The sequence below is a fragment of the Halovivax ruber XH-70 genome, from assembly GCF_000328525.1.
GTDB lineage: Archaea > Halobacteriota > Halobacteria > Halobacteriales > Natrialbaceae > Halovivax > Halovivax ruber.
Genome location: NC_019964.1, coordinates 1,625,347 through 1,649,568, shown reverse-complemented (window position 1 = coordinate 1,649,568; position 24,222 = coordinate 1,625,347). Strand labels below are relative to the sequence as shown.

The following is a 24,222-nucleotide window of genomic DNA, read 5'->3' as shown; positions in this document are numbered from 1 at the left end:
GCGACGATCACTCGTCCTTCGAGCGCGAGGCGGCAGGTTCTGACCCCGGTCGGCAGATCAGGTTCTCGCGACCAAGTCGGAGCTTGGTTATCTCACGTTCCGCTTCGAGGTCTGCCACGACGCGGCTGACTTTTGCCTTCGACCAGTCGACCGATTCGACAATCTCGGCCTGCTTGATCCGACCGCCGTTTTCGGCGAGGAGTTTGAGGACGTACTCGTGGTCAGTCAGCGGCGGCTCTGGTTCTGGTGGTGACTGCTGATCGCTGCCGGATGCTGTGAGGCGTGTCCGGACGACGGAACCGAGCAGGGCGAGACCGACCACGCCCAGCGCGAGGCCGATGAGTACGACGACACGATCGCCGGTGAGCGGGCCCACGGCGAGTTCGTCGACGATCGGTGCGTTCGCCCGGACCCAGGTGACCTCGGTGGGAGTGAGTAGTCTATCGGGGCCGGCGGTGAACGCCCACGTACGCGGGGGTGCGGTTCCAGCGAGCATGGCTAGCGACGTGTCGAGGGGACGACGGTATAGTCAGTCGCCAGCAGGTCACTAAGCCTTTGTTCAGCGAGTCGTGTGTTATCCGATCGCTTTCGTTTCGAACCGGATAGACGATCGATGGCCACGGTACCGCTGGTGTCCCCGGTCCTATCGACGAGTACGACCCTGTGCATCGCCTCGGATCGTGGGAGAGCCCGCGTTCGGAGTGCGGCGTCGTCCATCTTCGCTACACGCCTGGGACGCCCACGGCGTCGAAACCGGTCACGCCGATGACGGCGAGGACGTAGAGCACGACGAGCACGGAGACCCAGGCCAGCAGCGTGATCGCCGCCGCCTGTATCCAGCCACCGGGATACCGCCAGTTGACCACGGCCAGGTACGACAGGAGGACTAGGGCTGGTCCGAGGAGGGGAATCCAACCGAGGAACAGTCCAACGACGCCCCAGATGATCGCGCCGATCAATGCGGTGACGATCGCGTAGGTGTAGTCCTCGACGTCGACGACGACTTTCGCACCCAGGTAGATCCCGAGCGCACCGATCAACAGGCTGACGGCAAAGACGATGAGTGAATCGATGGCGACGAGTGATTCTGTCATGGGACCGACGACGCGACCACCGTCGTTAGTTATCGATCACGTACACGATACTGGTTTCGACGCCTCACGCCGTAACGAAATTTCACGATACGTCGGTGGCTAACACCGTTCAGGCAAGAACGAGATACTTCACCCAACGGGACACTGGGCCGAACAGAATGAGCACAGTGCTGGTTTGTGACAGAATCCCACCGAAACGGACAGCTTGACGCTCGCGCAGTCGGCTGGCGGAGTCCCTGCTTCAGAAGGTACTTTGTGGATCGGCGGGAAGCGATACCCATGTCTGTCGATCTCGTCGTCAGGAACGGACGACTGCTCACGCCCGACGGTCTCGTCGCCGATGCGGGTGTCGCCATCGACGACGGGACGATCGTCGCCACCGGTCGAACGGCCCAGCTCCCGACGGGGGATCGCACGTTCGACGTCGATGGAGACGTGATCGCTCCCGGCGTCGTCGACTGTCACATTCACAACCGAGAGCCGGGGCTCGAGTACAAGGAGGACTGGGAATCGGCGACCCGGGCAGCAGCAGCCGGTGGCGTTACCACGGTCGTTGGGATGCCGAACACGGAACCGATCATCGACCGGCCCGCCCACCTCGAACGGAAGTTCGAGACGGGTGAGCGGGGTGCCCACGTCGACTTTCAGAGTTACGCCGTCGTCACGTCCGAGAACCTCGACCAAATTTCGGGGCTCGACGAGGCGGGTGCGATCGGGTTCAAGATCTTTCTCGGGTCGACGGTCGGTGACGTCCCCGCCCCGACGGACGGTGAGATTCTGGCCGCGATGGAGCGGATCCGATCGACTGGTAAACGACTCGGCTTCCACGAGGAAAACGGGGAGATAATCGACCACTACGAGGCGGCCTATCGAGAGGCGGGCAAGAACGACCCGATCCATCACGCTCACTCTCGCCCCGTCATCGCCGAGCAGGAAGCGATCGAACGGATGATCACGTTCGCCGATGAGACTGGCGCGTCTATTCACATGTTCCACGTCTCCTCCGGGTCGGGTGCCGAAGCCGTCGCTCGCGGCCGTGAACGAGGGGTCGACGTCACTGCCGAGACGACGCCACATTATCTCTGGTTCACCGAGGACGTTCTTCGAGAACAGGGCAACGTCGCCAGGATTCAGCCGCCGATTCGCGACGCCGAGCAACGAGACCGACTGTGGCGGGCGTTCGACGCCGGTGTGATCGACTGTGTCGCGACCGATCACGCACCCCATACTGACGAGGAGAAGCTCGTCGACGATCCGTTCGCCAACACGTGGGACGCCATCTCCGGGTTCGTCGGGCTGGAGACCGAGGTCCCAGTGATGCTCTCGTTCGTCGACGACGGGCGCCTCTCACTGACCGAGTGGGCCTACCGGCACTCGACCCGTCCGGCACAGGTCTGGGGAATGTACCCACAGAAGGGATCGCTCCGAGTCGGGACGGACGCCGACCTCACGATCGTCGATCCCGACCGCGAGTGGACCCTCACCGATCGAGAGACACTCCACTCGAAGAACACCGTCACCCCATTCGAAGGGGAATCGTTCGTCGGCCGAGCGACGGCGACGATCGTTCGGGGCGAGGTCGTCTACCAGGACGGAACGGTGACCGGTGAGCCGGGCTACGGGACGCGCGTCGACGTCGACGAGATCGAGTGAGCGGGTTCGACGAGATTTTTGGCCGGGCTCGTTCGGTTGCGGGCTATTCGAACTCGTCCGACTGGATTGCTCAATCGATATCGGCACCCACTGCTTCTTCGATGGAATCGTAGCCGTCTTCGTGGAGCAATTCGACGAGTCCCCGGTTGATCTCCCGGGCTGTCGAGGGGCCGTTGTAGACGAAACCGGTGTAGAGCTGAACGAGCGACGCCCCGGCGCGGATCTTCGCGTAGGCACTCTCAGCTGAGTCGACGCCACCGACGCCGACGATTGGGAGCTCAGTGTAGCCGGCGAGCGTTTCGATGACCGCCGTGGAGCGTGTTTCGAGTGGCTTGCCACTCAACCCGCCGCGTTCGTCGGGTGGGTCGGTGACACCGTCCCGACTCGTCGTCGTGTTCGTCGCGACGATCCCGTCTAGCTCGTAGGCTTCGACGATGTCGACGAGTTCGTATAACGACTCTCGCGGTGACTCCGGGCCGATTTTGACGAGGAGCGGAACGTCGTCCTCGTTCGCCGCCTGCAACGTCTCGAAGATTCGTCGCAGGTGGTCGGGGTCGGCTTCGTCGAACTCGTCGGGCGTGTTGGGACAGGAGACGTTGACCACGAAGTAGTCGCCGAAGGGGTACAGGCGCTCGAAGACCCGACGGTAGTCGTCGATCGCCGTCTCAGCGTCGGAATCGTTCATCTTTCCGACGTTGATGCCAAGTGGACCGGCGGCGTCTGTGTTCGCTGCGAGACGGGAGTGAACGGCGTCGGCGCCGTCTCCGTTGAACCCCATCCGGTTGATGAGCGCCCTGTCGCCGGGGAGTCTGAAGAGTCGTGGCCGCGGGTTGCCAGCCTGGGAGTTCGGTGTGACAGTGCCGATCTCGACGAATCCAAAGCCGAGATCGGAGAGGGCGGGAAACACCCGCGCGTTCTTGTCGAACCCGGCCGCGACACCGATCGGGTTCGCGAACGTCGTATCGAAACACTCCACCGCCAGCGCGGGGTGTTCGTACGTGTACCGCGACCGGAGTGCGCGTCGAGCGGGCCCGATCGACTGGATCGCTCGTAATCCACCAGTCACGTACTCGTGAGCCGTCTCCGCAGGAAGCTTGAAAAACAGCGGCCGGAGTAGCGAGTACGGATCCATCGTCCTCGTGTGGCCCGGGGACCTACGTAAGTGACTCGGGTCCCGACCAGCGGGTGCCACCACACATCACCCACTCCCTCTCGGCCGCCAGCCGTCTGTCGCTGGGTTCGAAAACCGAACGATAGGACCAAGTCCGCCGCCGATCGAAGTCGAGTCACTGGCGAATCCCAACCTGGCACAACGTTCGTAGTGTTTTTCCACCCATTGTGGGCAGATAGTAGGAAATATGGGTCGCATATGGTTGATCATTGGAAGTATCTCCCCCGCGTCGTGCCAAACGAGAACATTGAAGGCCGTACGATAGCAATCTCCGGAAAATGACCGACGAAGCCGGCGGTGAGACGACTGCGGGTTCCGTCCTCGTACTCGTCACCGACTCGTCAACAGTCGAGGAGACTGTGGAGTACGCCGCGCGAAAGGTCCGCGAACTGGCGGCCGAGACCGACAGTCGGCTCACGCTCACCATCGGAACGCCGGTCGTCGAGGACGTCCCCCAGACCGAGACACCGGATTTCGATGCACTCCTCGAGACGGCGACCGAGGTCGCCGAACGAGCGACGACGTTGACCGATCCCGAAGGGGCAGTCGACGTGGAAACCGAGCGAATCTATCGCTATCGGTATCCGTTCGATCCCTACGAGTACGCCGACGTGGTCCAGTCCTACGCGACCGAGCACGACATCGATTCTGTCATCGTCGACCCATCCCACGCGACGCCGGGAACGCGGCCGATGACCGGGTCTCTCGCCGACCGACTCGCCGACCAGACGACCCTCGACGTCGACGTCGCGCCTGTCGACCGCCAGACTCGACCGTCATCCATCGTCATTCGAGGTGGTCTCGCCCAGTTTCTGTCGGTATTCGGCATGTCTCTCGGCTTTTACGTACTCGTCGGTGGCTTCGCCGACGTCACGTTCGATCTGGTGACCGGGACGATCTCCGCGCTTCTCGTCGCCGGGGTACTGTCGCGGGTTACGTTCGAACGCACGCCACGGCCGACACGAATGGTCTCGAGCGTGTTCAGGTGGCTGGTCTACGTGCCGTATCTCGGCTACAAGATTCTGGTTGCGAACTTCCAGATCGCGTACGTGGTCTTGCATCCGTCGTTGCCGATCGACCCCTCGATGGAGCGGTTCGAACCCGGCGTCTGGGGCGGCCTCCCGATGGCGACGCTGGCAAACAGCATCACGCTCACACCGGGGACGCTGACGGTCGACGTCGAGGATCGGGCGTTCGTCGTCCACTCGCTGACAGCAGGTGCGCGAGAGGATCTGTTGGACGGGGTCCTGGAACGAGCGGTTCGGTTCGTCTTCTACGGGCGGAGTGCACTCCCGTATCCGTCGCCCCGTGACCGCGCCGAATCGGAGGGTGAGTCCTCGTGATCGAGGGCCCCGTCTCGACGATCCTGTTCGCCGGTGCGCTCGGGTTCGTCACGATTTCGGTCGTCCTTCTCGGACGGATACTCGTCGGGCCAACGATGCAAGATCGTGTCATCGCGCTCAACGTCGTCGGCTCGAACGTCGTGGTCGTCATCGCCTTACTGGCCGCAGCGATGGAGCTCCCGGCGTTTCTCGACGTCGCACTCGTCTACGCACTGTTGAACTTCCTCATGAGCATCGCCATCTCGAAGTTTACGGTCGAACAGGGAGGTGTCCTCTGATGGTGATTCAGGGACTCATCGCGGTCCTGGTCGTCGGTGGCCTCTTCTTCGCGTTCGTCTCGGCTGTTGGGCTCTACCGACTTCCGGACCTCTACACGCGAGCGCACGCCGCTTCGAAGAGCGATACCCTGGGTTCGATCCTGTCGCTTTCGGCGGTCGCACTCGCGTTCGGTGCCGACGTAGCCACGATCAAGGTAGCCATGCTGGTCGCGCTCATGCTGATCACGTCGCCCACCGCCGCTCACGCTATCGCCCGTGCGGCCCACGAGCAAGGAATCGAACCCTGGACGCGAGGTGACGATCGATGATGACGCTCCTCGAGGCTGGCCTGCTCGTCTTCATCGTCCTCTCGGCGCTGATGACGGCCATCCTTCGAGACGTGCTCGCGGCGATCATCGTCTTCGGTGCGTACAGCCTCGGAATGGCCGTTCTGTGGATCGTCCTTCGTGCTCCCGACGTCGGCCTGACGGAGGCCGCGGTCGGTGCCGGCATCATGACGGTCCTCCTGCTCGTCTCGATCGCACGGACGACCCGGTTGACCGGGATCGAACTCAGACCGGTCGAGATCAACTGGGGAGTCGCCGCCCTCTGTGGCCTCTTCGTCCTCGCGATCCTCGCGACGGTTCCCGCACTCCCCGAAATCGGTGAAACGGCGGGTAATCCGGTCTTCGGTGAGATCTACGACCACTACGTCACCATGGCGTACGAACAGACCCACGTCGAGAACGTCGTGACGGCGATCCTCGTCGCCTATCGTGGGTTCGACACGCTCGGCGAGGCAACGGTCGTCTTTACGGCCGGCGTCGCCGTCCTCACCGTCCTCAGACGGGAGGTGGACGCATGAGCGACGGACGTACCTACGTCGAGAGTCCGATCATCATGGCGACAGTCAGACTCGTCGCCCCGTTCGTCCTGACCTACGGGCTGTTCATCACGCTTCACGGCGCCAGTTCTCCTGGCGGTGGCTTCCAGGGCGGCGTCATCGTCGCCTCCGTGATCGTCATGCTCTCGTTCGCCTACGGGATCGACCCGACGTGGGAGTGGCTCGACAAGCGCGTGCTCGTCGGGATTACGAGCGGCGGGATCCTCGTCTTCGCGGCGATCGCGCTAGGGGCGGTACTTTTCGGAACCCGTAGCGACTTCCTCGAACTCGGAGTGTACCCGGCGATTCCACACCCCTGGAAGTACGGCATCGAACTCGTCGAGGTCGGGATCGCGATGACCGTCGCCGGTGTCGTCATCGTGCTGTTCTTCCAGCTGGCCCGCGGCGCGATGCCACCGGGTGGCTCTCCGTACGCGAAACCGTCAGCACAGCGTGTTCCCAATCGGCGGCGTGACGAAGCGGCACAGACCGGCACTGCATCAGCGGATCAATCCGGTGAGGAAACAGCGGACCAGACCGGACACGAGTCGACCGACGAACCTGCGAACGGGACCGGATACGAAGCGACCAACGATCCCGCGGATCGAACCGATACGCCGACCGACGCCGATTCGGTAGAGACGGACTCGGATCCATCGACATCAGTCGACGACGGATCGGATCGGTCGTCACCAGCTGACGAAGGAGGTGATCGACGATGATGGAGCTACTCACGACCCACTACAACTACGTCGTCTTCGCGGTACTGCTCGGGATCGGCCTGTACATGATCATCGACGACGAGAATCTGGTGAAGAAAGTGATCGGTCTCAACGTCTTCCAGACAGGTATCTTCCTGTTCTTCATCACGCTCTCCGTCCGCGATGGGGGCCTCCCAGCGGTCGGAAAAGGGTCGGAATCGGCGTACGTCAACCCGCTTCCACACGTGCTCATCCTCACCGCCATCGTGGTGGGGGTGAGCCTGACAGCGCTCGCACTCGCGCTCGTCGTCCGCATTCACGAGGAATACGGCTCGATTCGTGAAGACGTCGTCGTGGAGGTGTTAGAAGATGAGTGACCTCACACTCTTCCCGATCTTGCTCGTCGTCGTCCCGCTCGTCACCGCGGCTTTCCTGCTCGCAGTCGGGCGTTTCGTCGGTGGTGCTGGACGGGTACTCGCACTGGTCGCCACGCTCGCGAACACGGCGATCGCGTTCGTCCTCGCCGGGGAAGCGCTCGGCCAGGACGGCCGCCCGATCCGGACCGAAATCGCCGGCTTCCCGGCCGCAGAAGGGGGGATCGAACTCTTCGTCGACGGCATCTCGGCCGTCGTCCTCGGCCTGATCGCCCTCGTCAGTCTCGGCGTGCTCGTCGCCAGCTTCGACCGACGCCGGCAGGACAGCTTCTACGCCCTGTACGTGCTGTTGATGGCCGGGCTGTCCGGCATGGTGGTGACCAACGACCTGTTCAACCTCTACGTCTTCCTCGAGATCAGCGGGCTGGCCACCTATGCGCTGATCGCGAGTGACGGGACCGGTCGATCCGCGCTGGCTTCGCTCAAGTACCTCCTCGTCGGGACGGTCGGGGCTTCGCTGTACTTGCTCGGAGTCGGCTACGCCTTCGTTGCGACGGGCTACCTCAATATGGTCCAGCTCGAGGGGGCGTTCGCGGAGATCGGGCATCAGGACCCACTGGTGCAGACGGCCTTCGCGCTGATCGCGGCCGGTCTCGTGATCAAGATCGCGCTGTTTCCGGTGCACACCTGGCAGCCCGACGCCTACACGGAGGCGCCCGACCGGGTCACAGCGCTCGTCGCCGCACTCGTCTCGACGACGGCTGCCTACGCGCTCGTCCGAGTCTCGCTCGGCGTGTTCACGCCGGCGTTCTTCGAGGCGAACGCGTTGATCCACACCCTCCTGCTCGCCCTCGCCGGGGCGAGTGTCGTCGCCGGGAGTGTCCTCGCCGTGATGCAACGGGAGGTCAAACGGATGCTCGCGTACTCCTCCGTCGCCCAGTTCGGTCTCGTCGTCCTCGGGATCTACCTGCTGAACGGGACGGCGCTCACCGGAACCGTGATCCACCTGCTCGGGCACGCACTCATCAAGGCGGGACTCTTCCTCGGTGTCGCCGCGTTCGCTACTGCCTACGGCGTTCGGACCGTTTCGGAGTACGATGGCCTCGCCGAGCGAGCGCCGTACGCCAGCGCGGCCGTCGCCGTCCTCGCACTGGCGCTCGTCGGGATGCCGCCCACGGTCGGATTCGTCGGCAAGTTCTACATCGCCATCGGCGCGTTCGAGGCCGAGGCGTGGACGCTGCTGGCGGTCATCGTCGCCAGTACTGTACTCACGCTGGGATACGTGATGCGCCTGCTCGAACGGATGTACTTCGCCGATCCGCCCGACAGCTCACCAGCTTCGCCGCCTGCAGCCGACCTATCGACCGACGGCGGGGACCCAATCGATGAATCAGCGACCGACGGGGACCACACTGTCGACGAGCCTTCGAACGATGGGCCTTCGAATGACGTGTCGCGGACGGATACCGCGGCGGCCGGGCGAATCTCCCGACCACTGCTTGCGGTCGTGATCGTCGCAGCGCTCGCGACGCTCGTCCTTGGCGTGCTCGGTGGCGCCATCGAGGGGGCGCTCGCCGCCACCGTGGAGGTGCTCGTCTAATGCCGGTCGACTCGATTCTGCCGCTGCTCGCGGTGGCGATTCCGGCGATCGCGATTCCGTTGATCCTCGCGCTCGGTCGACGACCGAACGTCCGCGAGGGCGTCACGCTGACCGCTGCCTTCGCTACCTTCGCGACGGTGGCCAGTATGGTCCCCGACGTGCTCGATGGTGCGGCCTACGAGACCGATCTCGGGACTTTCCTCTCGACGGGGCTCGGTGACCCGATCGGGTTCACGCTCCAGGCAGACCGCCTGGGCGTGCTGTTCGCCTTGCTCGCGTCCTTCCTCTGGATCGCGACGAGCTTCTACTCGATCGGCTACATGCGGGGGCTCGACGAGCACGATCAGACGCGGTTCTTCGCAGCGTTCGCGGCGAGTATCGCGTCGGCGATGGGCGTCGCGTTCGGGGCGAACCTCGTCACACTGTTCGTCTTCTACGAAGTGCTCTCGATCGCGACGTATCCGCTCGTGGCCCACGACGAGTCCGAGGAGGCGATCTGGGCCGGCCGGAAGTACCTGCTCTACACGCTTGGTGGCGGTGTCGCCGTGCTGGCCGGCACGGTGATGGTGTACGCGTTGACGGGCACGACGACGTTCCAGGCCGGCGGCATCGCTGCCCTCACCGAAGATCCGATGATGGCACGTGTCGCGTTCGCCCTGCTCGTGGGCGGGTTCGGCGTCAAGGCCGCGCTGATGCCGTTTCACTCGTGGCTGCCGGACGCGATGGTCGCGCCGACGCCCGTCTCGGCGCTGTTGCACGCGGTCGCGGTCGTCAAGAGCGGGGTGTTCGGGATCGCCCGGGTCGTCCTGGAAGTCTACGGCCCCGGCGCCATCCAGGATCTCGGCGTCGGAATCGCGCTCGCCACGGTCGCTGCCATCACACTCGTCACGGCCAGTATCATCGCGTTGAAACAGGACAACCTGAAGCGCCGGCTCGCCTACTCGACCGTGTCACAGCTGTCGTACATCGTCCTCGGACTCGGGCTCGCGAGTCCGGCCGCGCTCGTCGGGGCGTTGTTGCACATCCCTGCCCACGCGTTCATGAAGATCACCCTGTTCTTCTGTGCCGGGGCGATCCACGTCGAGACGCACACCGACGACATCAGCGACATGGCCGGCATCGGCAAGCGGATGCCGTTGACGATGTCCGCGTTCGCGGTCGCGGCGGCTGGAATGGCGGGGATGCCCTTGCTCGCCGGGTTCGTGAGTAAGTGGTACCTGCTCGTCGGTGCAGTCGAGCTCGACCTGGCGATCTTCGCCGTCGTCCTGCTCGTCTCGGGCGTGCTCAACGTCGCCTACTACTGGCCGATCGTCTACCAGGCGTTCTTCGAAGACGAACACCACCCGGACCCGAAACCGCTGCTCGAGTTCCCGCCCGGTGGACTCACGAGTTCCGAGACGGGCGTGGAGGCGAGCGCGGCGCGGACCAACGGCGGTCGACACCTGGCCGCCACGGTAGAACCCACCGGGGCCGCTGTCGACACTGACGCTGACGAGTCTGCCTCGGTTCAGTCCGACGGCGCCGGTCACGATCACGAGGAATCGGTCGCCGACACCGACGTGGCCGACGATCACGCGTCGTCGCACGGTGGGGGCCACACGGCGGATTCGGGCTGGGAGCGCCGGAGCTGGCGCACCGAGAGCACCTGGTTCATGCTCGGACCGATCGTGCTCGCGGCCGTCGGTGCGGTCGTCCTCGGGCTCGTTCCGGGCCACGTGGTCTTTCTGGAACTCATCGAACACATCGTCGATGTTGCGACGGAGGTGACGCACTGATGGCACTCGAACCGTACGTCGTTCCGCCAGTATTGCTCGTCCTGTTCGCACTGCTCGCCTACGTGGTGCGACCGAGACTGATCCACCCCGCCGGGCTGGTCGTGACCGCCGGCGCGCTCGCGTACGCCGCACTCGTCCCCGCCGACTACGAGCTTTCGGGCACCCTCTTCGGCAGTGGGACGTTCGGATTCGCCGGATTCGACGTCGTGTTCGTCTCCGTCGATCCGTTCAGCCGATTGATGGGCCTGATCTTTGCCTTCATCGGCTTCGTCGCCGTGCTCTACTCCTGGTCGACCGACGCCCCGCCGACCCAGACGGCGTACGCGTTGACGTACGTCGCCTCTAGTCTGGGGGCGGTCTTCGCCGGCGACTGGCTCCTCCTGTTGTTCTTCTGGGAGGTGATGGCGATTACGTCGACGCTGCTCGTCTGGCACCACGGCGGCGCCGCTGTCAGGGCTGGCTTCAGGTACGCCGTCTGGCACGGCATCGGCGGCAGCCTGTTGATGGCCGCCGTCATCTGGCACTATCAGAGCCCCGGCGTTGGAACGTTCGTCATGACCGGTGACGGTATCGCGACCGGCATCCCACAGGTGCTGGCCGCACTCGGCATCGGGATCAACGTCGCGTTCGTCGGATTCCACGCGTGGCTTCCCGACACCTACCCGCGCCCGCACATCGCCGCGAGCGTCTTCCTCTGTGTCTACACGACCAAGACCGGCGTCTACGCGCTCTTTCGGGCGTTCCCCGAGGGCAACCTCGCCATCGCCTACATGGGCGGGGCGATGGCCGTCTTCGGCGCCACGTTCGCACTCCTGCAGAGCGATATGCGCCGACTCCTCTCCTATCACATCCAGTCGCAGGTCGGCTACATGGTCGCCGGTGTCGGTATCGGATCCGCGCTCGCGACCGCCGGCGCGTTCGGGCACGTCTTCAACCACATCCTCTACAAGGCGCTGCTGTTCATGACCGTCGGCGTGGTGATCTATCGGACCGGTGCGGAGAGTCTCGACAGGATTCACGGCATGCGTCGAGCGATGCCGATCACGTTCCTCGCCTTTACGATCGCCGCGCTCTCGATCGCCGGCTTCCCCGGCTTCAACGGCTTCGTGAGCAAGGGGATGGTGCTCTACGAGGCCCACCACTATCCCGAGTACGAGGCGCTGTGGTACCTCCTCCTGCTCGGCGGCGTCGGGACGTTCATGTCGTTCATCAAGCTCGGCTACTACGTGTTCTTCTACGGCGAACAGACCCACGACGTGGAGCGCGCTTCCGTCGGGCAGTCGGTCGCGATGCTCTCCGTCGCAGCGCTGTGTGTCTTCTACGGCGTCTATCCGGACGCCCTCGTCTCCATCCTGCCACGTGCGAGCGCGGCGGCCCACTATCACGTCTTCGATAGCTTCCAGGTCCTGGAATCCTTCGTCTTGGCGGCGACGGGCCTATTCGGGTTCGTGCTGGTGAAGGGACCGCTCAGCCGTGTCGGTCGCATCCCGGACATCGACCTCGCGTACAACCCGCTCTCGGTCGGGCTCGGTCGTGGCTCGCTCCGGGCGGTCAACCGAGCTATCGGGACGCTCGATCGAGCGTCGACGAGTGCTGCGCTAGGGACGATTTCACTGGGAGCAGTCGCCACGAGTCGGTCGTCACCCGAAGCCGATCGAACGCACCGGGATGGGCTCACCCTCGTCGAACGTGGCCTCACTCTGGCGTTCACCCGACGGGCTGGAATTGGGGCCGCCGTGATTCTCGTCCTGTTGGCGACGACCCTGCTCCTCGCGCTCGGGTTCGTGTAAGAATCGCCGCTCCGAATTTCTCGACCGACTAGGGGAGTATCGACGTCGAACAGTTCGTAACGTCGCCCGTACACTGCGGGGTCCGTTTCTGGACACTGCATCTGGTGACCCGAACGGCGATACGCTCGTTCGAAGTGCTGATTTCACGGCGACCAGCCCACCGTATCGACGGTATCCTGCGAGCTGGAAGTATTTCTCTGTTCCAGTGTGGTGTTACTGAGCGGCTACGGGGATACGTCGCCCATAGCGGCGCAAATGCGACGAATAACAATTGGCGCCAGGACGAAAGCGATGACTGGATGATAGAGACCGGACGTTGGGCGGCCGAACCTGAACGACCGACCGGTGTGGACGCGAGGGTCTGAGATGTATCGCGACCACAGTGTCGCCGTCGTGGTTCCGGCGTACAACGAGGCAGGGTTCGTCGGCGACGTACTGACGTCGATGCCGGAATACGTCGATCGGGTCTACGCGGTCGACGACTGTTCGACCGACGGGACGTGGGCGGAAATCTGCCGATTCGCAACGTGTGACCCGATCGACGACGCAGCCGAGCTCGTGTCAGACCGGATCGATACGAACGAAACCGATCACGCGACGTCACCGACACCATCGGCCCGGTCAGATGGCGGGGATCGAACTGGCGTTGCACCCTCCGCCAATTCTGGTTCGAGGAACGCCACCAGAGACGGAACGGACCCGTCACGCGGGCCAGGAGCTGACGTATCGAACCAGCGATCGCCTGCAGGGCCGACGATCGTGCCGATCCGCCTCGAGGAAAATCGCGGCGTCGGGGCGGCGATCACGACTGGATATCGGTGTGCACGGAGGGAGGGCATCGACGTCACCGCCGTGATGGCCGGCGATGGGCAGATGGATCCCGATCAGCTCCCACGACTCATAGATCCCATCGTCGAGGGACGGGCGGCGTATGCGAAGGGGAATCGACTGCGTGGGCGGGCCCAGAGGAATTCGATGTCGACGTTTCGATTCGGCGGAAACGTCTTGCTCTCGCTGTTGACCAAAATCGCGAGCGGGTACTGGGGAATGGTCGATCCGCAGAACGGCTATACCGCGATCTCCGGGGAGGCACTGGAGGCGATCGACCTGGACTCGCTGTACACGGAGTACGGCTTCGCGAACGATTTGCTCGTCGTGCTGAACGCCGAGGGATTCGCCATCGCCGACGTGGCGATGCCGGCCGTCTACGGCGACGAACGCAGCCACATCAGTTACCGGACGTTCGTCCCGCGACTGTCGTGGTTGCTCTGGCGTCGGTTCCTCCACCGGCTCGGGATCCGGTTCGTCGTGCAAGATTTCCACCCGCTCGTCGCCCTCTACGCGCTGGGGATCGGTGGGCTCGCCGTGGGAATCTGGTCACTCGTTTCGAGTCGCGTGGACAGGCGGCCGACCCGTCCGTCGTCTCCAGGGCCCGATGCAGGCACACCGACGAGAGACGGTGACGACGGACACACGGCTGCGGATCCCGAAACCGGTCACGAGACGCGTTCGATCCGGTGGTGGCTCGCAGGGGTGTGGACGCTGTGTTCGGCCATCGCCCTCTGTCTCGCGATGGCGTTCGATCACGACGCGAACGAAGGCTCGGTGGTGGTCGAAGAATGAAGATCGTCGTGACGATCCAGCATCCGGCGCACGTCCACTTCTACCGACACGCGATCGATGAACTAGACGAGCAGGGTCACGACGTCTTCGTGTACGCCCGCGAGAACGATCTCGCCGTCCCGCTGCTGGAGGCCTACGGTATCGACCACGAGGTCCTCGCAGGGCCCCAGCGCTCTCTCGCGTCGCTCGCACGGGTACAGGCGACCTACGAGTGGCGGCTGTTCACCCGGGCGCGTCGGATCGACCCGGACGTGATGACCGCGATCGGTGGCGTGGCCGTCTCCCACGTGGCGCCCCTGGTCGACGCTCGTAGTGTAGTGTTCGTCGATAACGAGGGCGTCTGGTCTCATCGACTGATGGCACCGTTTGCGGACGTGATCGCCACGCCGGCGTCGTTCGAGGACGACTTCGGGGACGGTCACGTTCGCTACCAAGGGTTTCAGGAACTCGCGTACCTCCATCCGAACCGGTTCGAACCCGATCCGGACCGACTCCGTGCGGCGGGTGTCGACCCGTCGGATCGGTACTTCTTCTGCCGGTTCCGAACGTGGGACGCGTTTCACGACGTCGGCGAAGGGGGGCTCTCACCGGCCGGAAAGCGCGACCTCGTCTCACGCTTCGACGACCGCGGCACCGTCTACATCTCCAGTTCGGATCCGCTTCCCCCGGATCTCGAACCGTATCGACAGCCGATCCCGCCGACGGCCGTCCACGATCTGCTCTACTACGCCGACTGTTACGCCGGCGATTCGGCGACGATGGCGACCGAAGCCGCCCTCCTCGGGACGCCAGCGGTGCGAATCCAATCGTTCGCGACCGACTTCGACGCGGACATGAGTAACTTCGTCGTCCTCGAGACCGAGTACGATCTCCTCCGCTCGACGGCCGACGAATCGGTCGCGCTCGCGCTCGCCGACGAGCTGAGTGCGGATCCGGAAACACCGGCCCGGTGGAAACGACGACGCGACGCGGTGGTTGGCGACTTGCAGGATGGAACGACCCTGATCGTCGACTTGCTCACCCGACAAGCCCGAACTCGACCGACACAAACTGCCGACGTCGCTTACTCCTCGTCGTCGCGGTGAGCCTCCGGATCGGCGTCGTGGGATGTGCTGGGATCGTCGGGACGCTGATCCGCCGACTCGTCGACGGCGACGAGTGATTCTTCGAGCGCCCGGGTTCGAATCCCACCCTGGGGCCCCGTCGCCGCCGTTCGTTCGCCGCGATCGTCGTGGGCCCGCCTCGCATCGCCCGGCGTGAGGTAGTCGCCGTCGACGGCGATCTCGACGCGCTGACTCAGGCGCTTGAGGATGGTCCGTGCCCCTTCGGTGGTGATCGCCGGGGGACTGATTCCATACTCGCGAGCCAGGTCGCTCGCGGTCGCCGATTCGAACGCGGCGTCGATCTCGTCGGGGTCGAATCCGCGATCGGCGAGTCCCTCTCTGACAGTCGCGGCGATGGAGGGTGCGTGGCGGGTTGGAAAGAGCGGCCAGTCGGTCGTCGGCGGTTCGAGTGCGACGCGATATCGCCGAAGCGGGGTCCTGGCGCCGGCCGGCAGTGAGACGTCTTCCAGTTCCTGTGACGTCCCGAGGACTCTGATGGTTCCTGCGTAGAAGTCAACGTCGTCCCACGTCGCACCGTCGCGTCGGTCGTCTTCCGGGACTCGAAAGAGTTCTCCACCACGCAGCCCGGCGTGAGCCAACAACGCGATCATCGCGTACTCACGTAACCGATTCAGTCGTTCGGTCGAGCCATCGGGTGCCTCGTTAGCCAGCCGTCGTACCTCGGCCTCGAGTTCGTACGTCGCGCGTTCGACCGATCGGCCACCTGCTTCGGACTCGACTGGTGTGGGGAGCGCTGCAGTGGCCCGACTCGCTTCCGCGGGATTCGCCGACAGGATCGATTCCTCGACACACCAGGAGAGGAAGGCCCTGACGACGGCGAAGTAGGTTCGTGCCGTCGATGCAGCGTACTCGTCCCGTGTCGTCCGCCGCGAGAGGTATCTGGCGTATGCTTCGAGGTGAGCGCGCTCCAGGTCAGCGAACGTCTCTACGTCGTATTCCGCCTCGAGCCACTCCGTCCACCGGGTGAGGATCGACGACGCGTTCGCCGCGTACGTTCCAGCCCCCTCGCCGACGGACTTGCGATCGAGGTAGCGGTCGACACCGGCCGCGATCGGGATCATCGCATGGGCACTCCACTGACCGTTTCGATCCGCTCGTGGCTCCGTCGTCGCCGGTTGCTCACGTCCGATGCATCCATTGTTCGAAACTCCGTGTCCGCATCCGTAAATCTGACTCCTGGATCGGCGATTCCTCGGTCAGTCACTGGGTCCGGACTAATCGTCACTGGTTGTGCCGCCGGGACGGTAGCTCCGGCTGATGGCGCGCCACCGACCGGTACCGAACCGGTAGTAGTTGACGACAGCCGGGACGGCCGTCTCGGCGACGAACGCGAGGTAGAGCCCCCAGATACCGAGCGACGTCGTCGCGCCGAGGTATGCGAGGGGAATCGCCCCGCCGAACATACCGAGCAACTGGGCGTAGAACGGCCAGCGGGTGTCGCCCGCAGCGTTCAACGCGCCCTCGGCGGAGCCGACGATGCCGCGGAAGAGGATCGCGACACAGGCTGCGTACACGAGAGAGATGGCGATCGGGACGACCTGCGAGCCGGGTTCGTCGACGAACCCCTGGACGATCGGCTCGGCGAAGACGAACACGATCGTCGCCGACACGGCGTAGACGGCAACGGAGTATCGGATGATCTCGTTCCCGTACTCGGCGGCGGTGTCCTCTGCACCGGTCCCGAGTTCCTGCCCGACGAGACTGGAGGCTGCGAGGCTGAATCCCCAGCCTGGCGTGTTCATCAGGCCCCAGATCCGTCGCGTGATGACGAACGCCGACGCGGTGTCAGTGCCGAAGATGTCGACGATCCCGAGTAGCGGGAGTTCGGCGACGGTCCAGACCATGTTCCGCAGGAAGACCGGGGTCCCGATCTCGACGAGCGATCGGATGATCTCTCGATTGACGTACGACCCGAACGGATCGATCGTGACGACCATGTCGGGGACGCCGGGGAACGACCCGCGGATCAGGAGCGTCGCGAAGCCGGCCGAGACGACGACGTTGGCCAGCACGGTCCCGAGGGCCGCCCCGGCCACCCCGAGGTCGGCCACGAAGATGAAGAACGCGCTGAAACCGATGTTGGCGATGGCACCGCCCGCTCTGATGATCATCGGTGTCCAGGCGTCGTCCATGCCGACGAACGTGCGACTCCCGATCAGGTTGAGTCCGGCGAACGGGACGCCGAACGCCACGACCGCGAGGTAGGACGCCCCCAGCGACAGGGGCTCGGGTTTCGTCGTGATGATCGAGACGAGCTCGGTCGAAAACACCGCGAAGAAGGCGGTGACCGGAAGGCTGATGAGCAGGACGAGCAGGACGGACGAGCGAATCGCCTGTCCGAGTTCGTCGAACTGTTCGGCACCGTAGCGCTGGGAGACGAGCGCGATCGTCCCGCCGGCGACCCCGCCGCCGATGGTGAACGCGAGTCCCCAGAACGGCGTCGCGAACCCGACGCCGGCGATCGCCGCCTCACCGACCGCGATGCCGACCATCGCGACGTCGACCGCGCTCTTCGACATCCGCGCAAGGCCGGTCACGATGCGTGGCCAGGCGAGATCGGCCGTCCGAACCGCACGCTCACGGTCGATCAGTCCCAACCGAGCGAGGCCGAGACCGATCCACAGGATCGTGAGCCGCATCGGGTTCGGAAGCCACGACAACACTGGAATCTCCCGGCACTAGCCCGTGGGGGGTAAAAGTAGTTCCCGACCCGGCAGCGCCGACCGGTTATCGATTCGAAACACACGGTGGTAGTTCACAGGGAGGTCGGACGGAGGCACATACCGGATTCGAATTTTGTTACTCGTTTGTTCTGCCCGGCTTTTCGAACCTCGATCAACGCGGATGCGTGAGTGGGGTATCGAGAAGCCCCAATCGATCGCCCCGAATCGTCTCTGGGTTCGAGACCGCTCACCTGTGCTCGCGCTGTGCGACCCTGTTCAGGTCGTTTGAACCTGTTGAAAGGCTTCCCGGAGAGTAAACGTGGGTAATAGTGGGTAGCATTTATCAATCGGCGGACCGTAGCAGGAGGTATGACGAAAGTGGATGCCCAGGATCTACAAACCAACGAAACCGACGATCGAGGGCGGATCTATCTCGGGACGGAGTACGCGAACAAGCGTGTAACCGTCGCAGTCGTCGAGGTAGAAAACGATCAGCCGGATACCGACGAGCTGGCCGCCGCGTACCGTGAGGCGTCTGGGAGTGCTGAAGAATTGGCAGAAGGGTGGACCGACGTGTCGGACGAGGCGTGGGACGGATTAGATACATGAGCGAGGGGTCAACGGTTCGTCGCGGTGACGTCGTTATCGTTCGACTCGATCCTGCGGAAGGCCACGAGATGAAAAAGACTCGTCCCGCAGTCGTCGTCCAGAACGACGTGGGGAACGAAAACGCCAGTACGACTATCGTTGCGCCTACGACGGGGACGCATCGAGGCTATCCGTTCGAGGTTTTCGTCGACGCAGCGGAGTCACCGTTCGAGAAAGATTCCTCGATCCGCCTCGATCAGATTCGAGTCGTCTCCATCGAAAAGCGGATTCACTCTGTTGTTGGAGCTCTCGACACCAAGACGATGGAAGCGGTAGACGACACGTTGAGACTGAGTCTTGGGCTGGACTGAGTTGTGCAGTCGGTTCCGAAAGCGGATTACAACGATCGCCTCAGTCGATGTGAATCGACATCGACGCAATTGTCTGCTGGCTCGAATCGCGTCGGTTCGAGACCGCTTACCTGCGCTCGCGCTGTTCGACCTTGTTCAACTCGATGAGCAAGCGGAAGATGGCCTTGACGAGGTTCGAATCGACGTCGAACCGGTCTGCGTTCTCGCCGGCGCGGTCCATCACGCGCTGTTCTTGCGTTTCGTCGACGGTCGGCAACCCCTCGGCGTCTTTGACGCGGGCGATGGAGTCGGCGACGTAGGTCCGTCGCGCGATGAGTCGGACGAGTTCGGAGTCGATCTCTCGAATCTCCGATCTGAGTTCGTCGAGAGTCATCTCGTCCGGTGTCGGTTCGTCCCCGGTGTCGTGGTCTGGATCGGTGTCGGTCATACGATAGTGGCTCCCTTCGTTCTGGTCGTCGTTCGAATCGTCGTCCCCGGCCGCTCGGTCCAGTCGCGTTCGACGGCGTCGAGTGCTTCGGCGTCCCCGACCGCGACGAAACTCGGGCCCGTACCGGACAGCGACGCGCCGGCTGCGTCCGGGAGGGCCGCGAGTAACGGGTCGGGATCGTACCCCAGCGTCGCACTGAAGACGAAGCCGTTGACGGTCATCGCCTCGACGAATCGGCCCTCACTCGCGAGTTCGATCGCGAGTTCGGCCATCGGCGCGACGCGTTCGCAGGCCGTGACATCGACGGCCGCGCTGAACGCCCGGTCCGGTGGCGTGTAGACGAGGACGTCCCAGTCGACCGTCTCCTGTTTCCCCAGTTCGTCGGTCGTGTTGTTCGTCACGGTGACGCCGCCGAGCATGCTCGCCGACGCGTCGTCGAACGCACCGGTGATCGTGACCCCGGCCGCTCGCGCTGCCTCGACGCCGAGTCGGCAGGCGTCGATCGGGTCCATCGCGTCGGCACAGTCGAGTGCGTCGAGCGTCGCCAGTACCGTCGCGTTTGCGGCGGCGCTCGAACTTTTCAGACCGGCGGCCATCGGCACGGCACTCTCCGTTCGGATCCGGGCACCGGCGATTGATCGATCGAGTCCGGCTTCGTCTCCGACTGCGTCGAAGACGTGTCGAACGCACTGCTCGACGAGTTCCGTATCGGCGTCCGGGGCGTCGGCGACCGTACCTCGGATGTCGCCGTCGCTCGTGAGCTCGACCGTTGCGGTGGTCTCAAGATCGATCGCGAACGCGGCGCCGTGACCGGTCGCGATGGCGTTGACCACGGTGCCTGCAGCGGGGGCGACGGCCCGTCCGTCCATATCGCCACTGAGCCGAGGGGCTACTTACCGCTGACGGTGACGGGAGTGATTGCCAGGGGGCGGTCGACGGGGAGAAACACAGTCTTTAGGCGCGCCCAGCCGTACGAACGGCTATGAGCACGCGTTCGGAAGTCGCCCCCAGTACGCTCGAAGTGGATCTCGTCGACGGCGGGATCGTCGTCAGGTACCTGGACGGGCGAGAGGTGTTTTACCACGGGCCGCCGGAGCCGATCGAGTCGTCGCTCACGACACCACCAGGCAAGACGGTGCACGTACTCGTCACCGACGAGGACGGCGTCGAGGGTGTGATGACGTACGTGAACGACCTGAAGACGGACGCAGAGATCCTCGAATCGACCGGCGTCGGTCGGGTGCTGATCGAGCAAGGAGAACGATCCGTGCTCTTCCCCGGCGTCTCGGCAGCGGCCGAGGGCCACTCCGTCACGGTCAGCGTCGAACCGGCGGTCGTCGATGGCCGAGTTTTCGTCTTCGCCGAAGACGAGTTCAGCGAGCGTGCGTACGAACTCGTCACCGAGACGTAGTCGATCGAACTCCTCCCGGAACGTCGATCGGCCTCTCCCGACACCGGAGACGAACGAGTACGGTCGTGAGTCGCCACCATAGCGTCCCGACGAGTCTCGTCTCTCGGTAACTCTGTCTGCTACCGAATCAGGCTCTCACTGGATGTATGTCGGATCTTCCTCGTCGCAATTGGCTTCGTGCGTCTTCGCATCGTCCCGGTCGTCGAACAGCATGCCGCAACTGTCGCACTCGTACCACGTCTCACCGTCCCGCTCGGTTTCGGCGACCATGTCGGCGACAACGGGCCGTGATCGGAAAGGCATTGTGTCGTGTCACCATACATCTTGGGGGTACATGGGGGACAGCCAGTCACTGATTCCTGGCCCCTGACCACACGGCCGACGAGGATAATTCTCAAGGTGACAGCCACGTAAGACCTCACATGAGCGAGTCGGACACTGACGGAGTACGCCTCTCGGTGCGTGCAGCCGAGAAGCGAGATGCCGGGCGAGGCGTGGCCAGAATACCGGAACCAGCCCGCCGCGCACTCGGTGTGCTGAGCGGGGATTCGGTGGTTATCGAGGGGACGGACTCGACCGTCGCGAAGATGTGGCCGGCCGATCCGACGGTGGACGACACCGTGGTTCAGATCGATGCCGACGCGCGCGCCAATGCAGGGGTGCACGTCGGAGATAGCGTCACGGTGCGTCCGCTCGATGGCTCGTCGATTTCGCCGGCAGACGAAGTCGTTCTGGCCGCACCCACCGTCGCCAACGAAGCCGAGACCAACCTTACCGAACGGGTCGCGAACCAGAAACTCAGAAACCGACCCGTTCGGGCCGGCGAGCAGATCAGAATCGAGGGGGTCGCCGGGGAACCGTTCCGGGTCGTCGCGACCGTTCCCGACGGTGACGTTCGCATCACGACCGACACGGACATCGTCGTGAGCAATGGACAGGACGCGACGGACGTTCGCGACCGGGGAGACGCGAGCGCCGAGCAACCCGCCCAACCGGCCGCGACAGGTGCCCGATCACGGCCCGCTTCGGGAGCCACGTACGAGGACATCGGCGGGCTCGACGAGGAACTCGAACTCGTCCGCGAGATGATCGAGCTTCCGCTATCGGAGCCGGCACTCTTCCAGCGTCTTGGCGTGGAGCCCCCATCCGGCGTCCTCCTGTACGGACCACCCGGCACGGGCAAGACCCTGATCGCACGGGCCGTCGCGAACGAGGTGGACGCCCACTTCATCTCCATCTCCGGCCCAGAGATTATGTCGAAGTACAAGGGCGAGTCCGAGGAGAAACTGCGGGAGGCGTTCGAACACGCTCGCGAGGAGTCGCCGACGATCATCTTCTTCGACGAGATCGACTCCATTGCGAGCGCGCGCGACGGCGACGCCGACGCCGAGAGCCGCATCGTCGGTCAACTTCTCTCGTTGATGGACGGTCTCGACGGCCGTGGTGACGTCATCGTGATCGGCGCGACCAATCGGGTGGACGCCCTGGATCAGGCACTCCGTCGGGGCGGGCGCTTCGATCGTGAGATACAGATCGGCGTGCCGGACGAGGCCGGTCGTCACGAAATCCTCGAAGTTCACACGCGCGGTATGCCGCTCTCGGACGACGTCTCGATCGAGACGCTCGCCTCACGCACGCACGGGTTCGTCGGGGCAGATCTCGATTCGGTCGCCAGCGAAGCGGCGATGGCAGCGATTCGTCGCCGACCCGCAGACGAAGCTGCGCGCACCGAGTGGAACGCTGACCCGGTCGTCACGCGGGCCGACTTCGACACTGCACTCGCCTCGGTCGAACCGTCGGCGATGCGCGAGTACGTCGCCGAGTCGCCGGACACGGACTTCGACGACGTCGGCGGACTCGACTCGGCGAAACGCACGCTCACCGAATCGGTCGAGTGGCCCCTCACGTACGACAAGCTCTTCGAACAGACGAACACCGATCCGCCAGCCGGCGTTCTCCTCTACGGGCCGCCCGGGACCGGGAAGACGCTCCTCGCCCGGGCGCTCGCCGGCGAGACGGACGTCAACTTCGTTCAGGTCGACGGTCCGGAGGTGCTCGACCGGTACGTCGGCGAGAGCGAGAAGGCGATTCGAAAGCTCTTCGAGCGCGCCCGGCAGTCGGCACCCTCGATCATCTTCATCGACGAGATCGACGCCCTCGTCGGCCGACGTGGCGAGAGCCACGAGGTCACCGAGCGCGTGGTCTCGCAACTGCTCACGGAACTCGACGGCATGCGCGAGAACCCCAATCTCGTCGTCCTGGCCGCGACGAACCGGATGGACGATCTGGATCCAGCCCTACTCCGCCCCGGGCGCCTCGACACACACGTCCTGGTCCCGGAGCCGGACCGCAAGGCGCGCGAGAAGATTCTCGCGGTCCACGCGAACGACAAACCGCTGGCCGAGGACGTAGACCTTGGCGAACTCGCGGCGGAACTCGAGGGCACGACTGGCGCCGACATCGAGGCCATCGTCCGCGATGCGTCGATGCATGCGATCCGCGACGTCGCCGATCGCTACGACGATCCCGACGAGGCGAACGAGCGGGCCGACCAGGTCGTCATCCAACGCGAACACATCGAGCGCGCCCGCGAGACGGTCGAGTAACACGAGTTGGGGGCCTTTCTCCCTGAGCATCGTCGAGTGGACCTGAATGGGTCCCAGACATCCACACACGGCCACTCCTACACGTCGTGGCTGTCGGGTTTTGCTTCGTCGAGGATAATCGTCTCTCCGGCTGTGGTTTTGTCTCCGGGCGACACCTGCACCTCGTCGAGCGATACCGACGGGGCGAACATGACGTCCACCCGACTGCCGAAGGCGATGTGGCCGATACGTTCGCCCCGAGAGACCGTGTCGCTTGCCTCGGTGTACGGCGTGATTCGCCTGGCGAAGGCACCGGCGATCAAGGTCACCTCCTGGATGGGCGGAGCGCGGTCGTCGACATCGGCGGTGACCCGCACGTGCACACGCTCGTTGCGGTCCGAGTCCTTCGAGAACGCCGGGCGGTGGGCACCAGGTGTGTGCTCTACGTCCGTCACCTGTCCGTCGACGGGTGAGCGGATGACGTGGACGTCCCAGACGTTCATGAAGATACCGAGCCGGACGGTCTCGCCTTCCTCTCTGAGCACAGAGACCTTCCCGTGCGCCGGCGCGACGACACCTGACGGCGGCGGTGAGCGCTCCGGATCGCGGAAGAACCAGAGCACGAACCCGCCCAGGGCGAGCAGGCCGAGTCCGGCGAGGGGGTGGACGAAGAAGCCGAACGGGGCGGCGAGTAGCGGTCCGGCCGCGTAGCGCCACGCCCCCGGTGCGACGTTCATACGGGTCGTAGGCCACGGGCTCGTTTGATCGTTTCGTCACTCGGCGGTGGTG

The 24,222-nt window shown here is 64.4% G+C and carries 25 protein-coding genes; 16 read left to right on the top strand and 9 right to left on the bottom strand.

Annotated elements, in window-relative coordinates; translation table 11 throughout:
• Window positions 1-7: 7 nt before the first annotated feature.
• Together HALRU_RS07765 and HALRU_RS07760 are read right to left on the bottom strand one after the other, a co-directional pair.
• The gene (locus HALRU_RS07765; RefSeq protein ID WP_015300848.1) at window positions 8-496 is read right to left on the bottom strand and encodes a helix-turn-helix transcriptional regulator; all 489 of its coding nucleotides are present in this window, start codon (window positions 494-496) and stop codon (window positions 8-10) included.
• 226 nt (window positions 497-722) lie between these two features.
• Window positions 723-1,094, bottom strand: coding sequence for a hypothetical protein (locus HALRU_RS07760; protein WP_015300847.1), 372 nt, complete (start codon window positions 1,092-1,094; stop codon window positions 723-725).
• Between the two features lie 279 nt (window positions 1,095-1,373).
• Between HALRU_RS07760 and allB the strand changes: the two genes are divergently transcribed.
• Window positions 1,374-2,747 carry an allantoinase AllB gene (gene allB, locus HALRU_RS07755; protein ID WP_015300846.1) on the top strand — a complete coding sequence of 458 codons (1,374 nt, stop codon included), beginning with the start codon at window positions 1,374-1,376 and terminating at the stop codon, window positions 2,745-2,747.
• A gap of 70 nt (window positions 2,748-2,817) precedes the next feature.
• On the opposite strand, the gene HALRU_RS07750 is transcribed toward allB, so the two are convergent.
• Entirely contained in the window at window positions 2,818-3,879 is a 1,062-nt protein-coding gene (locus tag HALRU_RS07750) for a quinone-dependent dihydroorotate dehydrogenase (RefSeq protein WP_015300845.1), read from the bottom strand.
• Between the two features lie 317 nt (window positions 3,880-4,196).
• Here HALRU_RS07750 and HALRU_RS07745 point away from each other — a divergent pair, with 317 nt between their 5' ends.
• The 11 genes from HALRU_RS07745 to HALRU_RS07695 all read left to right on the top strand — a co-directional run bounded on the left by HALRU_RS07745 (window position 4,197) and on the right by HALRU_RS07695 (window position 15,349).
• Window positions 4,197-5,261 carry a monovalent cation/H+ antiporter subunit E gene (locus HALRU_RS07745; RefSeq protein WP_015300844.1) on the top strand — a complete coding sequence of 355 codons (1,065 nt, stop codon included), beginning with the start codon at window positions 4,197-4,199 and terminating at the stop codon, window positions 5,259-5,261.
• The gene (locus tag HALRU_RS07740; protein ID WP_015300843.1) at window positions 5,258-5,539 is read left to right on the top strand and encodes a monovalent cation/H+ antiporter complex subunit F; all 282 of its coding nucleotides are present in this window, start codon (window positions 5,258-5,260) and stop codon (window positions 5,537-5,539) included. Before HALRU_RS07745 ends, HALRU_RS07740 begins: the two co-directional genes overlap by 4 nt.
• On the top strand, window positions 5,539-5,847 hold the full coding sequence (mnhG, locus tag HALRU_RS07735) for a monovalent cation/H(+) antiporter subunit G (RefSeq protein ID WP_015300842.1): 309 nt from the start codon (window positions 5,539-5,541) through the stop codon (window positions 5,845-5,847). Before HALRU_RS07740 ends, mnhG begins: the two co-directional genes overlap by 1 nt.
• Complete coding sequence (locus HALRU_RS07730; RefSeq protein ID WP_015300841.1) at window positions 5,844-6,383, top strand: DUF4040 domain-containing protein; 540 nt, start codon at window positions 5,844-5,846, stop codon at window positions 6,381-6,383. Before mnhG ends, HALRU_RS07730 begins: the two co-directional genes overlap by 4 nt.
• Window positions 6,380-7,123 carry an MnhB domain-containing protein gene (locus HALRU_RS07725; RefSeq protein ID WP_015300840.1) on the top strand — a complete coding sequence of 248 codons (744 nt, stop codon included), beginning with the start codon at window positions 6,380-6,382 and terminating at the stop codon, window positions 7,121-7,123. The genes HALRU_RS07730 and HALRU_RS07725 overlap by 4 nt, the downstream gene beginning before the upstream one ends.
• Window positions 7,120-7,479, top strand: coding sequence for a cation:proton antiporter subunit C (locus tag HALRU_RS07720; RefSeq protein WP_015300839.1), 360 nt, complete (start codon window positions 7,120-7,122; stop codon window positions 7,477-7,479). Before HALRU_RS07725 ends, HALRU_RS07720 begins: the two co-directional genes overlap by 4 nt.
• The gene (locus HALRU_RS07715) at window positions 7,472-9,076 is read left to right on the top strand and encodes a proton-conducting transporter transmembrane domain-containing protein (protein WP_015300838.1); all 1,605 of its coding nucleotides are present in this window, start codon (window positions 7,472-7,474) and stop codon (window positions 9,074-9,076) included. Before HALRU_RS07720 ends, HALRU_RS07715 begins: the two co-directional genes overlap by 8 nt.
• Complete coding sequence (locus HALRU_RS07710) at window positions 9,076-10,851, top strand: monovalent cation/H+ antiporter subunit D family protein (protein WP_015300837.1); 1,776 nt, start codon at window positions 9,076-9,078, stop codon at window positions 10,849-10,851. Before HALRU_RS07715 ends, HALRU_RS07710 begins: the two co-directional genes overlap by 1 nt.
• Window positions 10,851-12,641, top strand: a complete 1,791-nt coding sequence (locus tag HALRU_RS07705) for a Na(+)/H(+) antiporter subunit D (protein WP_015300836.1) — start codon at window positions 10,851-10,853, stop codon at window positions 12,639-12,641. The genes HALRU_RS07710 and HALRU_RS07705 overlap by 1 nt, the downstream gene beginning before the upstream one ends.
• 366 nt (window positions 12,642-13,007) lie before the next feature.
• Entirely contained in the window at window positions 13,008-14,264 is a 1,257-nt protein-coding gene (locus tag HALRU_RS07700) for a glycosyltransferase family 2 protein (RefSeq protein ID WP_015300835.1), read from the top strand.
• Window positions 14,261-15,349 carry a DUF354 domain-containing protein gene (locus HALRU_RS07695; RefSeq protein ID WP_015300834.1) on the top strand — a complete coding sequence of 363 codons (1,089 nt, stop codon included), beginning with the start codon at window positions 14,261-14,263 and terminating at the stop codon, window positions 15,347-15,349. Before HALRU_RS07700 ends, HALRU_RS07695 begins: the two co-directional genes overlap by 4 nt.
• Here HALRU_RS07695 and HALRU_RS15660 read toward each other — a convergent pair.
• Together HALRU_RS15660 and HALRU_RS07685 are read right to left on the bottom strand one after the other, a co-directional pair.
• The gene (locus tag HALRU_RS15660; protein WP_015300833.1) at window positions 15,328-16,449 is read right to left on the bottom strand and encodes a tyrosine-type recombinase/integrase; all 1,122 of its coding nucleotides are present in this window, start codon (window positions 16,447-16,449) and stop codon (window positions 15,328-15,330) included. The two genes, HALRU_RS07695 and HALRU_RS15660, sit on opposite strands and share 22 nt — an antisense overlap.
• A 153-nt stretch (window positions 16,450-16,602) precedes the next feature.
• Entirely contained in the window at window positions 16,603-18,027 is a 1,425-nt protein-coding gene (locus tag HALRU_RS07685; protein WP_015300832.1) for an MATE family efflux transporter, read from the bottom strand.
• A gap of 393 nt (window positions 18,028-18,420) precedes the next feature.
• Between HALRU_RS07685 and HALRU_RS07680 the strand changes: the two genes are divergently transcribed.
• Together HALRU_RS07680 and HALRU_RS07675 are read left to right on the top strand one after the other, a co-directional pair.
• On the top strand, window positions 18,421-18,660 hold the full coding sequence (locus HALRU_RS07680; protein WP_007696392.1) for a hypothetical protein: 240 nt from the start codon (window positions 18,421-18,423) through the stop codon (window positions 18,658-18,660).
• Complete coding sequence (locus HALRU_RS07675; RefSeq protein WP_015300831.1) at window positions 18,657-19,010, top strand: type II toxin-antitoxin system PemK/MazF family toxin; 354 nt, start codon at window positions 18,657-18,659, stop codon at window positions 19,008-19,010. The genes HALRU_RS07680 and HALRU_RS07675 overlap by 4 nt, the downstream gene beginning before the upstream one ends.
• A gap of 106 nt (window positions 19,011-19,116) precedes the next feature.
• Here the strand turns inward: HALRU_RS07675 and HALRU_RS07670 are convergent, their stop codons facing one another.
• On the bottom strand, window positions 19,117-19,437 hold the full coding sequence (locus HALRU_RS07670; RefSeq protein ID WP_015300830.1) for a chorismate mutase: 321 nt from the start codon (window positions 19,435-19,437) through the stop codon (window positions 19,117-19,119).
• Window positions 19,434-20,306 carry a shikimate kinase gene (locus tag HALRU_RS07665; RefSeq protein WP_015300829.1) on the bottom strand — a complete coding sequence of 291 codons (873 nt, stop codon included), beginning with the start codon at window positions 20,304-20,306 and terminating at the stop codon, window positions 19,434-19,436. The genes HALRU_RS07670 and HALRU_RS07665 overlap by 4 nt, the downstream gene beginning before the upstream one ends.
• Before the next feature lie 113 nt (window positions 20,307-20,419).
• Between HALRU_RS07665 and HALRU_RS07660 the strand changes: the two genes are divergently transcribed.
• Window positions 20,420-20,848 carry a DUF5796 family protein gene (locus HALRU_RS07660; RefSeq protein ID WP_015300828.1) on the top strand — a complete coding sequence of 143 codons (429 nt, stop codon included), beginning with the start codon at window positions 20,420-20,422 and terminating at the stop codon, window positions 20,846-20,848.
• 135 nt (window positions 20,849-20,983) lie between these two features.
• Here the strand turns inward: HALRU_RS07660 and HALRU_RS16115 are convergent, their stop codons facing one another.
• Complete coding sequence (locus HALRU_RS16115; RefSeq protein ID WP_015300827.1) at window positions 20,984-21,118, bottom strand: DUF7128 family protein; 135 nt, start codon at window positions 21,116-21,118, stop codon at window positions 20,984-20,986.
• Window positions 21,119-21,270: 152 nt separating this feature from the next.
• Between HALRU_RS16115 and HALRU_RS07655 the strand changes: the two genes are divergently transcribed.
• Window positions 21,271-23,454 (top strand): AAA family ATPase, encoded by a 2,184-nt coding sequence (locus tag HALRU_RS07655; RefSeq protein WP_015300826.1) that lies wholly within the window; start codon window positions 21,271-21,273, stop codon window positions 23,452-23,454.
• Between the two features lie 77 nt (window positions 23,455-23,531).
• Here the strand turns inward: HALRU_RS07655 and HALRU_RS07650 are convergent, their stop codons facing one another.
• Window positions 23,532-24,170, bottom strand: coding sequence for a protein sorting system archaetidylserine decarboxylase (locus tag HALRU_RS07650; protein WP_015300825.1), 639 nt, complete (start codon window positions 24,168-24,170; stop codon window positions 23,532-23,534).
• Window positions 24,171-24,222: the final 52 nt, after the last annotated feature.

Coding starts and splice junctions, on each gene's coding strand:
- HALRU_RS07660 (WP_015300828.1), top strand. CDS start 20,420: ATGAGCACGCGTTCGGAAGTCGCCCCCAGTACGCTCGAAGTGGATCTC.
- HALRU_RS07685 (WP_015300832.1), bottom strand. CDS start 18,027: ATGCGGCTCACGATCCTGTGGATCGGTCTCGGCCTCGCTCGGTTGGGA.
- HALRU_RS07670 (WP_015300830.1), bottom strand. CDS start 19,437: ATGACCGACACCGATCCAGACCACGACACCGGGGACGAACCGACACCG.
- HALRU_RS15660 (WP_015300833.1), bottom strand. CDS start 16,449: ATGATCCCGATCGCGGCCGGTGTCGACCGCTACCTCGATCGCAAGTCC.
- mnhG (WP_015300842.1), top strand. CDS start 5,539: ATGGTGATTCAGGGACTCATCGCGGTCCTGGTCGTCGGTGGCCTCTTC.
- HALRU_RS07680 (WP_007696392.1), top strand. CDS start 18,421: ATGACGAAAGTGGATGCCCAGGATCTACAAACCAACGAAACCGACGAT.
- HALRU_RS07665 (WP_015300829.1), bottom strand. CDS start 20,306: ATGGACGGACGGGCCGTCGCCCCCGCTGCAGGCACCGTGGTCAACGCC.
- HALRU_RS07745 (WP_015300844.1), top strand. CDS start 4,197: ATGACCGACGAAGCCGGCGGTGAGACGACTGCGGGTTCCGTCCTCGTA.
- HALRU_RS07655 (WP_015300826.1), top strand. CDS start 21,271: ATGAGCGAGTCGGACACTGACGGAGTACGCCTCTCGGTGCGTGCAGCC.
- HALRU_RS07650 (WP_015300825.1), bottom strand. CDS start 24,170: ATGAACGTCGCACCGGGGGCGTGGCGCTACGCGGCCGGACCGCTACTC.
- HALRU_RS07750 (WP_015300845.1), bottom strand. CDS start 3,879: ATGGATCCGTACTCGCTACTCCGGCCGCTGTTTTTCAAGCTTCCTGCG.
- allB (WP_015300846.1), top strand. CDS start 1,374: ATGTCTGTCGATCTCGTCGTCAGGAACGGACGACTGCTCACGCCCGAC.
- HALRU_RS07710 (WP_015300837.1), top strand. CDS start 9,076: ATGCCGGTCGACTCGATTCTGCCGCTGCTCGCGGTGGCGATTCCGGCG.
- HALRU_RS07765 (WP_015300848.1), bottom strand. CDS start 496: ATGCTCGCTGGAACCGCACCCCCGCGTACGTGGGCGTTCACCGCCGGC.
- HALRU_RS07720 (WP_015300839.1), top strand. CDS start 7,120: ATGATGGAGCTACTCACGACCCACTACAACTACGTCGTCTTCGCGGTA.
- HALRU_RS07695 (WP_015300834.1), top strand. CDS start 14,261: ATGAAGATCGTCGTGACGATCCAGCATCCGGCGCACGTCCACTTCTAC.
- HALRU_RS07675 (WP_015300831.1), top strand. CDS start 18,657: ATGAGCGAGGGGTCAACGGTTCGTCGCGGTGACGTCGTTATCGTTCGA.
- HALRU_RS07730 (WP_015300841.1), top strand. CDS start 5,844: ATGATGACGCTCCTCGAGGCTGGCCTGCTCGTCTTCATCGTCCTCTCG.
- HALRU_RS07715 (WP_015300838.1), top strand. CDS start 7,472: ATGAGTGACCTCACACTCTTCCCGATCTTGCTCGTCGTCGTCCCGCTC.
- HALRU_RS07725 (WP_015300840.1), top strand. CDS start 6,380: ATGAGCGACGGACGTACCTACGTCGAGAGTCCGATCATCATGGCGACA.
- HALRU_RS16115 (WP_015300827.1), bottom strand. CDS start 21,118: ATGGTCGCCGAAACCGAGCGGGACGGTGAGACGTGGTACGAGTGCGAC.
- HALRU_RS07760 (WP_015300847.1), bottom strand. CDS start 1,094: ATGACAGAATCACTCGTCGCCATCGATTCACTCATCGTCTTTGCCGTC.
- HALRU_RS07700 (WP_015300835.1), top strand. CDS start 13,008: ATGTATCGCGACCACAGTGTCGCCGTCGTGGTTCCGGCGTACAACGAG.
- HALRU_RS07705 (WP_015300836.1), top strand. CDS start 10,851: ATGGCACTCGAACCGTACGTCGTTCCGCCAGTATTGCTCGTCCTGTTC.